A 13,203-nucleotide genomic window follows, 5' to 3' on the forward strand; every position below is an offset into this window, starting at 1 on the left:
CGCGGGGGGCGTTGTCAGGCGAATGGCTCAGCAGTTTCCGACCGCCGAGAGCTGCGCCCCGAAGGCAGAGTACGGCAGCTGCACGAACCCTTCCACGTCAGGCGCCAGCAGGTTGTGCACGTTGCTCTCGAAGCACGGCAGCACCGGGCAATCCTCGATCGCCAGCGCCTCGGCCTCGCGGTAGAGCGCGCCGCGCGCCTCGAGGTCGGTCTCGCGCCGGGCCTCTTCGAGCAGCCGGTCCACCTCGGGGTTGGAATAGTGCTCGAAATTCCGCGCCCCGTCCGTGTGATAGACCTCGTAGGCATATTCATCCGGATCGACCAGCCCCAGCCAGCCCCAGATCGAGGCCTGCACGTCGCCGGTCTGCATCCGCTGGTAGACCGTGCCGGAATCCGACACTTCCACCTTGAAGTTTACGCCCAGCACCTGGTTCACCTGCAGCACGAACACCTCGGCGAACCGCTTCCACCAGCTCGACCCCCAGGTCAGAACCGTTGCCTCGGTCCCGGGGCCGTACTTGGATTTCTCCAGCTCGGCCAGCGCCTTCTCCTGGTTCAGCGTCACCAGCTCCGGCGTCTCCTGCGTCGCGGCCCAGGAAATCGAGCTGGGGATGATCCCGTTCGCCGCCCGGCCCTCGCCGAACAGCACCACGTTGACCATCGCCTGCCGGTCGAACGCATAGGACAGCGCCCGGCGGAAATGCACGTCGTCGAACGGCGCGACCGAGTTGTTGAGGCTCACGAAACGGGTGCTCGTCCCCGCCTGCTTGAGCACCTGCACCCGGTCATCCTCCTCGAGCTCGGGCACGTCGGCGAAGGGCGCGGTGCTGGTCACGTCGATGCTGCCGCCCAGAAGCGCGGTCACGCCGGCGGATTCCTCGGCGATGAGCGGCACTTCCACGGTCTGCACCTTGGGCAGGCCTTCCTCGAAATACTCCCCGTGCGCCGCCAGTTCGAGCGAGGCGCCCGGCTCGTGGCTCACCAGCTTGAACGGGCCGGTGCCCACCGGGTTCGAGGCGAACTCCTCGTTCGAGCCGTTCTCGAGGATGTGTTTCGGCACGATCTGGCTGCCCGTGCGGGTGTTGGTGAGATAGCTCAGCATCGGTGCGAAGGGCTCTGCCGTCTCGATCTCGACGGTATAGTCGTCGGGCGTCCGGATCTCGGTGATCGCGCTGAACTTCGAGCGGTGCGGCGAGCCGAACGATTCGTCCTGAAGCCGCTCGATGGTGAACTTGACATCCTCGGACGTCATTTCCTCGCCGTCATGGAATTTCACGCCCTCGCGCAGCTTGAAGCGCAGCACGGTCGGGCTGACCGACTCGTAGCTTTCGGCAAGGTCGGGAACGATGTTCATCTCCTCGTCGAACTTCAGCAGGCAGTTGAAGATGCCCCAGACCATGTAGGCCTCGGGGATCAGGGTCATCTGGCCCGGATCGAGCGTGTTGATGACGTTGTAGCCGGTGATCCCCGCGCGCAGCGTGGAACACGAGGCCTGTGCGGCGCCGGCCCAGAAGGGCACCATCGCCACGGTCGTCGCGGCCGCCCCGGACTTGAGCAGCGAGCGTCGGGAAATCGTAGTGGAGCGTGTCATGCTCTTTCTCCTTGTTGGATAGTTGCATCGTCGTTGAAATCCGCCTTGTCCCGGCGGTTCGGAACGCCGTACAGGCGGGAAACCTCCCGCTTGTACCGGTCGATCTCTGTCTGGCGCTCGGCCTCGGACCAGCCCAGCTCGGCGCCCATCTCCTCGGCCACGCGGGCGATCTCGGCATCGCCGAACCAGTGCCGCAGGCCGACGCCGCTGCGCCGGAACAGCACGTCCAGCAGCGTGCGCGCATGTTCGTGCCGCACCGCGTGCCGGACATCCGCCAGCGTGTAGCCGGCGCCCTCGGCGATGGGCTGCGCGTTGGAATTCTCGATCGGCAGGCGCGGGCGATAGGACAGCGTGCTCGGCGTGCCCGACGGCGCAAACGCCTTGCGCAGCACCTCCGTGATCTTCCGGCCCGAGTCGCGGTGGCTCATCACCGGGGCGGCCGTCATCGCATAGACGCCTTCCAGCCCCTCGCGGCCCAGGTCGTGCAACTCGCGCGCCCGGCTGCCCTTGGGGTGGGCGGGATCGTAGGTCAGCGGCCGGACCCCCGCCCAGGTGCGGATCACCTTGTCCCGCGTCACGTTCAGCCCGGGGAACAGCGAGGCCGTCTCGGAGAGCAGGAATTCGAGGTCGTGCTCGTCGACATGGATATCGTCGAGATCGCCCTCGTAGGGCGTTTCGGTCGGCCCGATGTAATGCAGGTCATGCCACGGGATGCAATAGAACGGCTCGCCCCAGCTGTTGATCGTGGACACCCCCTGCCCGCGGTATTCCTCGGGCAGCCGGATGACGATATGGCCGCCCTTGGTGCCGAATATCTTGCGCGCGGCGGGCTTTCCGGTGCCCGACAGGACCTTGTCGATCCAGATCCCCGACATGGCCATCACCCGGCGGCCCCGCACGGTGGCGCGCGCGCCGTCCTGACCGGTAAGCGTGACCTTCCGGGTGCCGTTCTGCATGTCGCCCATCCGGGCCTCGGTATAGTTGAGCGCCACCGCGCCCGCCTCCTCGGCATCCAGCACGGCATCGAGGCAGATGCGTTCGGGCCAGTTGAACTGGTACTCGGTGAACTGGGCCGCGCCTTCCAGCCTGTCCCGGTTGCCCAGCGCCGCGACCATCGGCTTTTGCAGTGCCTCGGGCGTCTTCAGCCGGTTGTAGCCCAGCGGCACGTCATCCGGCGCCAGCCGCTTCAGCAGCTTGAAGGCCATGTCGACCTGCCAGGGGCGATACGGGCCGTCGGCGTAGATCGGGAAGAAGAAGTCGATCGGCGTCACCCGTTCGGGCGAGGTCCGGACCAGTTCGCGCCGTTCCTGCATCGCCTGCCGGGCCATGCTGAGCGAGGTCAGCAGGCGCCCGGGGTGGCGGGCGAAGTAACGTACCGGGTTCGGCGCCTCGAAATATCGCAGGCCGCAATGCAGAAGGCGGCTCGACCGGCTGGACGAGCCGGAGGCGAAATCGCCCTTCTCGACCAGCAGGACCGAGTAGCCGGCCGCCGCGGCCTCGCGGGCGGCGCTGCATCCGACGGCGCCGCCGCCGATGACGACGACATCGAAATCCTGCCCGTCGAGGGCCCTGATCCGGTCGGAGGGTGAGCGGTGTTCAAGCATGCCGTGCAGGATTGCAGAGCCATGCCTCCCGATCAAATTACGTCCGGTTTACGCTGTATGTCGTTATGTTATACGGCCAGTAATTGCTGGACCCCGGACATCATTTCGTTCCGTTTCGCGCGCAAGGTCGTCATGAATTCCCCCGTCGCGCGCGACCGCGGAAGGTGCCGCGGATAGAGCACGCCCACGCGAAACACGATCTCGGGCTCGAACCGCCGGAAGACGATTCCCGTCCCGGCAAAGTCGGTCGCCGTGAACATGTCCGTCAGCCCGATTCCCTGCCCGCGCATGACCAGCGCGCAGACCCCGGCCGCATAGGTGGTCTCGCAGACGAATTGCGGGGTGACACCGGCTTCGGCGAGGCACGTGTCGAGCAGGCGGCGGGCGACTGTCTCGGGGCTCAGGCTGACCATCCGCTCGCCCTCGAGGTCGCCGGGCGTCACGACCGAGCGGCCGCTCAGCCGGTGATCGGCGGGCATCGCCATCACGTAGGGCGTTTCGCAGAAGCTCTCGCGCTCGATCCCCGGCCGCTCGAACGGGAACTCCGCCAGCCCGAGGTCGACCTGCTGGGACGAGACCCATTCCTCGACCCGCATCGACAGTTGCAGGTCGTAGCGGATCTTCACGTCCGGCTGGACCTTTCGGAAGCGGGCGATGGCGTCGGGCAGGAAGTTCAGCCCCAGCGCCGGCATCGAGGCGATGTGCAGCGATCCGCGGCGGCCCAGCCGGATATCCTCGGCCGCGGCAACCAGCCGGTCATAGCCGGCAAAGGCGTTCTGCAGTTCGGCGTAGAACAACTCTGCCTCCAGCGTGGGGACCATGCGGCCGGTGCGGCGGTCGAACAGCGTGATGCTCAGCGACTCTTCCAGCGCGTCGATCAGCCGGCTGACGGCGGGCTGCGAGATACCCATGATCTCGGCCGCGCCGCTGGCCGTGCCCGTCACCATCGTTTCCCGGAATGCCGTCAGTTGCCGCCACCGCATGTCTCGTTCCTCAGCCTTGTCCCGCCCGCCACCCTATGACCGACGCCGCCCGATTGATACCGTCTTCACCGGGGCGCGGCCCGGCGGCGGCACCGAACCTGCACCGACGTGATACCGACAAAATACCGACGTTATACCGACGTGCCAAATCGGCGCCTATGGGCGGGGCCTGCCGGACGGAACCGGGGCCGGAATTTCGGCTGGCCTTTCCCGAAACCGCCGGTGTAAACAGCCGCTGACCCTGCCCGGAACAAAGGGAAATCCTCATGAAAGACTGGTCTTCCGCCGCTGCCACCCTCTATCCCGGCACCCCCCGCCAGATGTTCATCGGCGGCCAGTGGTGCGACGCGCAATCCGGCGAAACCATCGACGCCCGCAACCCCGCCGACGGCTCCCTGCTCGCCACCGTCCCCCGCGCCACCACCCCCGACATCCACGCCGCCGTCACCGCCGCCCGCGCTGCTTTTGAAGGGCCTTGGGCGAAGTGGACGCCGTTCGAGCGGCAGAACCTTCTGCTGCGCATCGCCGACCGTGTCGAGGCGGAATGGGAGACCCTGTGCCTGTCGGACACGCTGGACATGGGGATGCCGATCCAGCGGACGCTGGCCAACAGCCGCAGGGTTCTGGGCATGCTGCGCTTCTATGCCGGGCAGGCCGTGGCCATCCACGGCGCGACGATCCCCAACTCCTTCCCCGGTGAGATCTATTCCCAGACCGTGCGCGAGCCGGTCGGCGTGGTCGGCGCCATCATCCCGTGGAACGCGCCGATCGCCGGGTCGATCTGGAAGATCGCGCCGGCGATTGCGACCGGGTGTACCGTGGTGCTGAAACCGTCGGAGGAGGCCTCGCTGACCGTGTTGATCATCGCGCGGATCATGCAGGAGGCGGGGCTGCCGGACGGGGTGCTGAACGTCGTGACCGGGCTTGGCCATGAGGCGGGCGCGGCGCTGGCCGAGCATCCCGGCGTCGACAAGATCGTCTTCACCGGCTCGACCGCGACCGGGCAGGCCATTGCCCGCGCGGCCACCGGCAACCTGAAACGGGTGTCGCTGGAGCTTGGCGGGAAATCCCCGGTGATCGTCTGCCGGGATGCCGATATCGAGAAGGCCGTTCCGGTGGCGGCGATGGCGGTATTCGCCAATTCCGGGCAGATTTGCATCGCTGGCTCGCGGCTGTTCGTGGCGCGGGAAATCCATGACGAGTTTGTTAGGCGGGTCGCCGATTATGCCGCCGGGCTGCGGATCGGGCATGGCATAAGCGAGGAGACCGATATCGGCCCGATCATCTCGGCCCGGCAGGCCGAACGCATCGCCGGCTACCTGTCCAAGGGCCCGCAGGAAGGCGCGCAGGTGCTGACCGGCGGGGCACGGGCCGAGGGGCCGGGCCTGGAGGGCGGGCATTTCTACCAGCCGACGGTGCTGGGCGGGGTGACCGACCAGATGACCGTGGCGCGGGAGGAGATTTTCGGGCCGGTGATCTCGGCCCTGCCCTTCGACAGCATCGACGAGGTGGTCGCACGGGCCAATGCCACTCCCTACGGGCTGGCGGCGGGCGTGTTCTCGACCCACCTCGGGACCGCGCACAAGCTGGCGCACCGGCTGAAGGCCGGGTCGGTCTGGGTCAACATGTACCACGCCATCGACCCGGCGGTGCCCTTCGGAGGCGTGAAGATGTCGGGCTATGGCCGCGAGGGCGGGACCGAGCACATGGAAGAGTACCTGGATACCAAGGCGATCTGGATCAACGCGGACTGAGCGGATCGGGACAGCACGAAGAGGGAGATCGGAGAGATGGAAGTCGGGATCATCGGCGTCGGGCTTATGGGGCATGGCATTGCCCGGAACGTGGTGGAACGCGGCGGGTTCGGGCTGAGCTTTCTCGAGCATCCGGGGAACCAGCCGACCGAGGATATCGTCGAACTCGGCGCGCGGGCCTGTGCCACGGCGGGCGAGGTGGCGGCGGCCTCGGACGTGGTGATCCTCTGCGTCACGGGCTCGCCGCAGGTGGAGGCGATCATCACCGGCGAGGGCGGATTGGCCACGGCGCTCCGGCCCGGTGCGGTGGTGGTGGATTGCTCGACCGCGCTGCCCGAGTCGACCCTGCGGATGGGCGAGGTCGTGCGGCAGGCGGGCGCGGAATACCTCGACGCGCCGATGACGCGCACGGCGACCCATGCCCGGGCGGGCACGCTCAACCTGCTGGTGGGCGGCGAGCGGGACGTGCTGGAAAAGGTGCGGCCGGTGCTGGCGGCGTTTACCGAGAAGGTCGATCATGTCGGGCCGCTGGGGCACGGCCACCGGCTGAAGCTTTTGCACAATTACGTGTCGGTCGGGTTCATGACCCTGCTGGCCGAGGCTGCGGCGCAGGCGGCGGATAGCGGGGTGGACCCGCAGGTCTTCGTCGACGTGCTGGCCGGGGGTGGCGGGGCGAGCGCGGCGCTGGACCGGCTGGCGCCCTATATCGTCTCGGAGGATCGCGACGCCCTGCCCTTCTTCGTGGCGAACGCGCAGAAGGACATTGACTATTACCGCGCCATGTCGGACTCCTCTGGCGCGCGCAAGGTCGTTGCCGACGGTGTGTCGGCGGCCCTCGCCGAAACGGTCGAGGCCGGCTTCGGAGAGGCTTACGTGCCTGAACTGGTCCGCCTGTTCAGGAAGGAAACGAACACCTGACAGGGACGCTGGCGGCCCGGATGTCACCGGGTTGCCACAGAAATATTACCTGTGTAGCAAATGCATACGTTCAACGGGAGGATATCCATGACGTTTATGACCCGAGGGCTGGTTTCGACCGGCATTTTCCTTGCCCTGGCCGTTCCGGCCGTCGCGCAGACCGAAGTCAAGATCGGCTATGCCCTGGCCCCCGACAGCCATTACGGCGTCGCGGCCGCGAAGTTCGAGGAGGTCGTCAAGGCCGAGGCCGGCGACGCGTTCGAGTTCAAGCACTTCCCGTCATCCGGCCTGGGTGGCGAGCGCGAGGTGATCGAGGGGCTGCAGCTTGGCACGATCGAGGCGACCATCGTCTCCTCGGGCACGCTGGCGAATTTCGTGCCGGATACCGGCGTGTTCGACATCCCCTTCCTGTTCCGTGACCTCGACCATGCCCGCGCCGTGCTGGATGGCGAGATCGGGCAGGAGATCCTGGCCAAGTTCGACGAGGTCGGCCTGCACGGGCTGGCCTGGGGCGAGCAGGGCTTCCGCCACATCACCAACAACCGCAACCCGATCGAGACGCCCGAAGACGTCGAAAGCCTGAAGATCCGCACCATGGAGAACCCGGTTCACCTGGCGGCCTTCAACGCGATGGGCGCGGCGCCGACGCCGATGGCGTGGCCGGAAGTGATCTCGTCGCTGCAGCAGGGCGTGATCGACGGGCAGGAGAACCCGCTTTCGGTGATCGTGTCGGTGAAGCTGGACGAAGTGCAGAAGTACCTGACGCTGTCGGGCCATGTCTATTCGCCGGCGATGCTGATCGTGTCGAAGCCGTTCTGGGAAGGGCTGGATGACGAGCAGAAAGCCGTGTTCGAGAAGGCCGCGGCCGAGGCCGTGACCGCGATGCGCGGCTATGTCGACGATGTCGAGACCACGGGCGTCGAGACGCTCAAGGAGCGCGGCATGGAAGTGAACGAGCTGTCGGCCGAGCAGAAGGCCGCGTTCCAGGAATCCATCGCCTCGGCCTACAAGGAGTATTACGAGACCTACGGCAAGGACCTGGTCGACTCGATCGTCGATTTCGAGTGATACCATGATGCCGGCGCCCATGTGCGCCGGCACATTTTCAGGGGGTAGCCATTGAAACGCATCGAGCGAGCCTTCGTCACGCTGAACGGCTGGGCGCTGATCCTGATGCTGTCGGGCATGGCGCTGGTGGTGGGGGCCAATATCGCGCTGCGCTACCTGACCTCGCATTCGCTGCCCTGGGCGGACGAGGTGGCGCGCTACCTGATGATCTGGCTGACCTTCATCGGCGCCGGGCTGATCCTTCGGATCGGGGGCCACGTCGCCATCACCAACCTGCAGGACGCGCTTCCCTCGACCGGGCAGAAGGTTCTCAGGACGGTCATCGTACTGGTCCTGCTGGGCTTTTTCGGGTTCATGGTCTACGTGGGCTGGCAATACGCGCAGCGCATGCAGTACCAGATGACGCCGGCGCTTCGGCTGCCGTTTCTCTATATTTACGCCGCGATGCCCGTGGGTTTCACGCTGATGATCGTGCATCTGCTGCTGATCGCCCGCCCGTTCATCACGGCCGGTGAGTACAAGCCGCTCGACGGCTCGGGGCCGGACGAGGTTGTCACGGGCGGTGCCAATGGCTGAGATCCTCTTCCCCGCGCTGTTCCTGCTGCTTGCCCTTGGCCTGCCCGTAGCATTTGCCATGGCAATCGCGGCCTTCGCGGCGATCACGCTGGCCTCGAGCTATCACCCGCTGGTGGTGGTGAAGGAGATGTTCGCGGGGCTCGACAGCTTTCCGCTTCTGGCGGTGCCGTTCTTCATCCTCGCCTCGGAGATCATGACCGGGGGCGCCGTGACGCTGGCCATCCTGCGGCTGGCGCAATCGCTTGTGGGGCACATGCGCGGGGGCCTAGGCCATGCGAACGTGATCAGCTCGGCGATGTTCGCGGGGATTTCCGGCAGCGCGCTGGCCGATGCCGCGGGGCCGGGCACGATGATGATCCGGATGATGGAAAAGGGCGGCTATGACCGGCCCTATGCCAGCGCCCTGACCATTGCCAGCGCGGTGGTGGGCCCGATCATCCCGCCCTCGATCACCATGATCATCTACGCCATGCAGGACCAGAACGTCTCGGTCGGGTCGCTGTTCATGGCCGGCGTGCTTCCGGGGTTGCTGATCACGCTGATGATCCTGCTGACCAATGCCCGGATGAGCAAGCTGCGCAACTATGCCTCGGGCGAGCCGATGCCGCCGCTGGCCGAGATCGGCCGGATCGCCTTTTATGCCCTGCCCGCGCTGACGCTGATCGTGCTGATCGTGGGGGGGATCCGGTTCGGCATCTTCACCCCGACCGAGGCGTCGGTCATCGCGGTGTTCTATGCGCTGCTGGTGGGGATGTTCGTCTACCGCTCGCTGCGGCTGCGCGACCTGCCGGGGATCGTGCTGCGCGCGGCGCTGACCTCGGGGGCGGTGCTGCTGATCCTGGGGGCGGCGCGGGCGTTTGCGTGGGTGCTGATCATCGAGAGCGTGCCGCAGTTCCTGGCCGAGACGATCATCGCCTGGGACCTGGCGCCGATCGTGTTCCTGCTGGCGGTGAACCTGCTGCTGCTGGCTTTCGGGCTGTTCATGGACCCGCTGCCGGGGGTGATGATCCTGGTGCCGATCCTGGCGCCGATCAGCTTTGCGCTCGGGATCGACCCGAACCATTTCGCCATCATCGTGATCGTCAACCTGACGCTGGGGCTGACCACGCCGCCGGTGGGCAGCCTGATCTTCGTCGTGTCCTCGACCGTTCGGCTGAAACCCTCGGTCCTGATCCGGGAAATGCCGCCGTTCTTCGTGGCGCTGGCGGCGTCGTTGGCGCTGATCACCCTGTTGCCGTTCATCTCGACATGGCTGCCGGATATCAGCGGGTTCTGACGCCGAAGCGGCAGCGATGCGGGGCCATGGCGAACCCGCCCCCGCCATGAGCCGGGGGCGGGCGATCAGGCTCAGAACCGGAGCGAGGCCCGGAGGTTGAAGGAGCGGCCCGGCTCCTTCAGGGGGGTGACGGTCGCGAACTCCTGGCCGTAGGTGGCGCGCTCGGTGTAGGTCTCGTCGAAGACGTTGTCGACCTCGGCGCGCAGGGTCAGGTTCTTCATCCGGCGCGGGGTGTATTCGGCGAAGAGGTTGAGCACCTCGAACCCGCCGATCTTGCCGCCCGGGGCGCCCGCCGCGGTCTCGTCGAAGACGATCTGCGCATCGGCGCCGAGGGTCAGGCCCAGCGGATCCCAGGTGTTGGCCACCTCGAGCACGAGGTTGTCGCCGAGCGGCGTGGTCAGGTAGCGGCCGGTGTAGCTGTCGGCCGGGCCGCCGTTGATCTTGTTGTCGATATTGGCATAGGCGATGCGCGCGAAGCCGGTGGACCAGTTGTAATCGGCGCTGACCTCGAAGCCTTCGGTGTCGAGATCGGCGACGAGGCCCGGGGAGGCGCCGAACAGCCCGGTTGCCGGGTCGAGCAGCGTGCGGGCGTTGTCGATGTTGGTTTTGAAGAGCCGCCCGTTCAGGTCCCAGTTGCCCAGCCGGACATTGGCGCCGAGATAGTAGTTCTCGGACGTGACGGGCGAGATCGAGGCCGGGTAGGTCCAGGCCGGGTCGAAGAGAAAGCTTTCGGCCAGCGCGATGCCGCCCCAGTTATGCGAGGCGCCGGCGCTGAGCGTGACCGCGTCGGAGATGTCGTAATCGCCGGAGATGTTGGCGGACAGCCCGTCATTGTCGTAGCTCGTGCCGTCAACGCCTGTAAACTCCTGAAAGTCGTAGCGGGCGCCGGTGGAGAGGCGAAAGCGGTCGGTCACGTCAAGCTCGGCCTGAACGAACACGCCGAAATTGTTGGCCTTTTCCCGCGCGTAGAAGACGGCCGTGCCCTCGCCGTGGATGTCGGCGACGTCGCTGTAGAAATCGGCACCGGCCTTGATGGTGCCGTTGGCGACCGTGAACTCGTTCACGAACTTGCCGGTGAAGCTGGTGGTCTCGCCGGAATAGGCATCGGTGCTGCCCGGCATGGGGCCGGTGTAGAGATCGGTGGAGTTGTAGGCGAGCTGGACCGTGGGGTTCCACATGTCGGTGGTGTCGCCGAACTCGTAGGACAGGACGAGGTTCTGCCGCTCGAGCTTGTAGGTCCTTGTGGCGAAGAGGCCCCTGAGCCCGGCGAAATCGGCCCGCAGGGGGCGCTGTGCATCGTCTTGGACCTTCTCGTAGCTCAGTTCGAGCCGGCTGCCGTTGGCGCCGTTATAGGCGAGCTTGGCCAGCCCGCTGGTCAGTTGCGTGCCCGAGCCGGTGATGTCGATCCCGTCGCCGTCCTCGCGCAGGCCGCCATCGGCGTATTTGCCGAAGGCGAGGTACTCGAACCCGCCGGTGACGCCGAAGATGGCGAGGCTGTTGGTGAAGACGTTGCCGTTGCTCTGGTACTCGGTGATGAAGCGGCCGCCGAAGGTGCGGCCCTCTTCCAGCAGGTCGTTGACGTCCTTCGTCTCGAAGGCGATGGCGCCGGCCATGGCGCCGGGGCCCGCATCGGCCGGGGCGACGCCGGGATCGACCCGCACGGCCTTGAGCAGTTCGGGGTCGATATAGGTGGTGGCGCTGTGGTGGAAGATGCGGTTGTTCTGGCGCGCGCCGTCGATCGTGACGTTGAGGTTGTTCTCTTCCACGCCGTTGACGTAGATCTTCTGCGAGATCGGCAGCGAGCTTCCGACCGAGACCGAGGGTTCGGACTTGAAGACGTCCTGCAGATCCTTCGGCGTCGTCCGCGTCAGGTCTTCGTTGTCGATGCCGATTTCGGAGGTGGCATCGGAGCCGATATAGATCGTGCCGAGCACGAAGGGTTCCGGCGCCTGGGCCAGGGCCCCGCCTGTTCCGATCAGTACAAAAAACGCGGCATTGGGCGTTATTCTACGCATACACTTCCCCCAGGAGGTTGATTTTTGGATTGGGGGTAGCTGGTGAGTTGGCTGCCTGTCGCGACGGGGGTGGCACACGGTTGCCGGAATTGCAAGCGCGTGAGGGCGTTCGGACGGCTGACCGGAACCCTTTTACATCAGGTCGAGCAGACGCGGGATCGCGAGCGACAGATCCGGCCAGAATGTCGTCAGCAGCAGCACCGGCAGGGCCACGAACCCCATCAGCCCCAGCGCCGGCATCACCGCCTGAAGGATCGGCACCCTGCAGATCTTGCAGGACAGGAAGAGGGTTGGCGCGACCGGGGGGCTGTTCGCCCCGATCACCACGGAACAGGCGACGATGGCGGCGAAATGCACCGGGTCGACGCCGTTGGCGACCATCAGCGGCAGGAAGAGCGGCGCGATGACGACGGTAACGGAGACGTCATCCATCAGCGCCCCCGCGATGATCAGCACGAGGTTGACCACCAGCAGCGCGCCGATCGGGCTGGTGACGACCGACTGGATCGCTTCGGTGAGGTCCTGGGGGATGCGCTCGAACGCCATGATGCGCGAGATCATGAAGGAGAAGAGCAGGATGAGGATGATCGAGCCGGTCGTCTCGGCCGCGCCGATGATGCTTCGGCCCAGGCTGTTCCAGGTGAATTCACGGTAGATCAGCCCGCCCACGACGAGCGCCGCCACGGCGGCCACGGCCGCGGCTTCGGTCGGGGTGAAGATGCCGCCATAGATGCCGCCGAGGATGATGACGGGCAGCGACAGGGCCGGCAGGGCGTTGAGCGTGACGCGGCCGAAGCTCTGGCTGTCGACCTCGGCGGAGGGAAGTTCGTCGAAGGCGCGGCCGACGAGGAACCGGTTGTAGAGGATGAGGCCGATGATCAGGATGATCGCCGGCCCGATCGTCGCCGCGAAACAGGCCGCGACCGACTGGCGGGTGACGACGGCGAAGAGGATCATGGTGATCGAGGGCGGGATCAGGATGCCCAAGAGCGACGAGATGCCCAGAAGCGCCGCGATGCGGCCGCGCGGATAGCCGCGGGCGACCAGCGGCTCGGTCATGATCGACCCGATCGACGCGATGGCGGCCGTCGCCGTGCCGGAGATGGCGCCGAAGATGCTGGACGACAGCACCATGGCCGTGCCCATCCCGCCGCGGCCCGTCGCGAGGCGGTTGACGAAGGCGATGATGCGTTGCGCGATGCCCCCCGATTGCATCAGGTAGCCCGTCAGGATGAACAGCGGCAGGGCCACGAGCACGACGGAGTTGAGCGACCGGAACCCCTGAAGCATCAGGGTGTTGAGGTTCGCGTCATAGACCCATGTCAGGTAGGCGAGGACCCCGGCGAAAGACCAGGCGACGGGCAGCCCCAGCCCCATCAGGACGATGAGCAGGGGCAAGGCGATCAAGGCATACATTCA

General features: G+C 66.4%; 9 protein-coding genes and 1 pseudogene. 5 read left to right on the plus strand and 5 right to left on the minus strand.

Features of this window, described 5'->3' with window-relative positions:
• Nucleotides 1-27: 27 nt before the first annotated feature.
• The 3 genes from RLN94_RS09595 to RLN94_RS09605 all read right to left on the minus strand — a co-directional run bounded on the left by RLN94_RS09595 (nt 28) and on the right by RLN94_RS09605 (nt 4,177).
• Entirely contained in the window at nt 28-1,590 is a 1,563-nt protein-coding gene (locus RLN94_RS09595; protein WP_350132410.1) for an ABC transporter substrate-binding protein, read from the minus strand.
• Nucleotides 1,587-3,194, minus strand: a complete 1,608-nt coding sequence (locus RLN94_RS09600; protein ID WP_350132413.1) for an FAD-dependent oxidoreductase — start codon at nt 3,192-3,194, stop codon at nt 1,587-1,589. The genes RLN94_RS09595 and RLN94_RS09600 overlap by 4 nt, the downstream gene beginning before the upstream one ends.
• Before the next feature lie 68 nt (nt 3,195-3,262).
• On the minus strand, nt 3,263-4,177 hold the full coding sequence (locus RLN94_RS09605; RefSeq protein ID WP_350132416.1) for a LysR substrate-binding domain-containing protein: 915 nt from the start codon (nt 4,175-4,177) through the stop codon (nt 3,263-3,265).
• Nucleotides 4,178-4,443: 266 nt separating this feature from the next.
• Here RLN94_RS09605 and RLN94_RS09610 point away from each other — a divergent pair, with 266 nt between their 5' ends.
• The 5 genes and pseudogenes from RLN94_RS09610 to RLN94_RS09630 all read left to right on the plus strand — a co-directional run bounded on the left by RLN94_RS09610 (nt 4,444) and on the right by RLN94_RS09630 (nt 9,769).
• Nucleotides 4,444-5,931 (plus strand): aldehyde dehydrogenase family protein, encoded by a 1,488-nt coding sequence (locus RLN94_RS09610; RefSeq protein WP_350132419.1) that lies wholly within the window; start codon nt 4,444-4,446, stop codon nt 5,929-5,931.
• Nucleotides 5,932-5,952: 21 nt separating this feature from the next.
• A pseudogene (locus RLN94_RS09615) lies at nt 5,953-6,849 on the plus strand (NAD(P)-dependent oxidoreductase); the annotation flags it as partial.
• A gap of 87 nt (nt 6,850-6,936) precedes the next feature.
• The gene (locus tag RLN94_RS09620; RefSeq protein ID WP_350132422.1) at nt 6,937-7,917 is read left to right on the plus strand and encodes a TRAP transporter substrate-binding protein; all 981 of its coding nucleotides are present in this window, start codon (nt 6,937-6,939) and stop codon (nt 7,915-7,917) included.
• A 51-nt stretch (nt 7,918-7,968) separates the two neighbouring features.
• The gene (locus RLN94_RS09625; protein WP_350132425.1) at nt 7,969-8,493 is read left to right on the plus strand and encodes a TRAP transporter small permease; all 525 of its coding nucleotides are present in this window, start codon (nt 7,969-7,971) and stop codon (nt 8,491-8,493) included.
• On the plus strand, nt 8,486-9,769 hold the full coding sequence (locus tag RLN94_RS09630; protein ID WP_350132428.1) for a TRAP transporter large permease: 1,284 nt from the start codon (nt 8,486-8,488) through the stop codon (nt 9,767-9,769). The genes RLN94_RS09625 and RLN94_RS09630 overlap by 8 nt, the downstream gene beginning before the upstream one ends.
• Nucleotides 9,770-9,840: 71 nt before the next feature.
• Here the strand turns inward: RLN94_RS09630 and RLN94_RS09635 are convergent, their stop codons facing one another.
• Both RLN94_RS09635 and RLN94_RS09640 read right to left on the minus strand, forming a co-directional pair.
• Nucleotides 9,841-11,784, minus strand: coding sequence for a TonB-dependent receptor domain-containing protein (locus RLN94_RS09635; protein ID WP_350132431.1), 1,944 nt, complete (start codon nt 11,782-11,784; stop codon nt 9,841-9,843).
• 132 nt (nt 11,785-11,916) lie between these two features.
• Nucleotides 11,917-13,200: a TRAP transporter large permease gene (locus RLN94_RS09640; RefSeq protein WP_350132434.1), complete on the minus strand. Its 1,284-nt coding sequence runs from the start codon at nt 13,198-13,200 to the stop codon at nt 11,917-11,919.
• Nucleotides 13,201-13,203 lie beyond the last annotated feature (3 nt).

It is taken from the genome of Roseovarius sp., assembly GCF_040223625.1.
In the GTDB taxonomy this organism is placed as follows: domain Bacteria; phylum Pseudomonadota; class Alphaproteobacteria; order Rhodobacterales; family Rhodobacteraceae; genus Roseovarius.

Coding starts and splice junctions, on each gene's coding strand:
- RLN94_RS09595 (WP_350132410.1), bottom strand. CDS start 1,590: ATGACACGCTCCACTACGATTTCCCGACGCTCGCTGCTCAAGTCCGGG.
- RLN94_RS09600 (WP_350132413.1), bottom strand. CDS start 3,194: ATGCTTGAACACCGCTCACCCTCCGACCGGATCAGGGCCCTCGACGGG.
- RLN94_RS09605 (WP_350132416.1), bottom strand. CDS start 4,177: ATGCGGTGGCGGCAACTGACGGCATTCCGGGAAACGATGGTGACGGGC.
- RLN94_RS09610 (WP_350132419.1), top strand. CDS start 4,444: ATGAAAGACTGGTCTTCCGCCGCTGCCACCCTCTATCCCGGCACCCCC.
- RLN94_RS09620 (WP_350132422.1), top strand. CDS start 6,937: ATGACGTTTATGACCCGAGGGCTGGTTTCGACCGGCATTTTCCTTGCC.
- RLN94_RS09630 (WP_350132428.1), top strand. CDS start 8,486: ATGGCTGAGATCCTCTTCCCCGCGCTGTTCCTGCTGCTTGCCCTTGGC.
- RLN94_RS09635 (WP_350132431.1), bottom strand. CDS start 11,784: ATGCGTAGAATAACGCCCAATGCCGCGTTTTTTGTACTGATCGGAACA.
- RLN94_RS09640 (WP_350132434.1), bottom strand. CDS start 13,200: ATGTATGCCTTGATCGCCTTGCCCCTGCTCATCGTCCTGATGGGGCTG.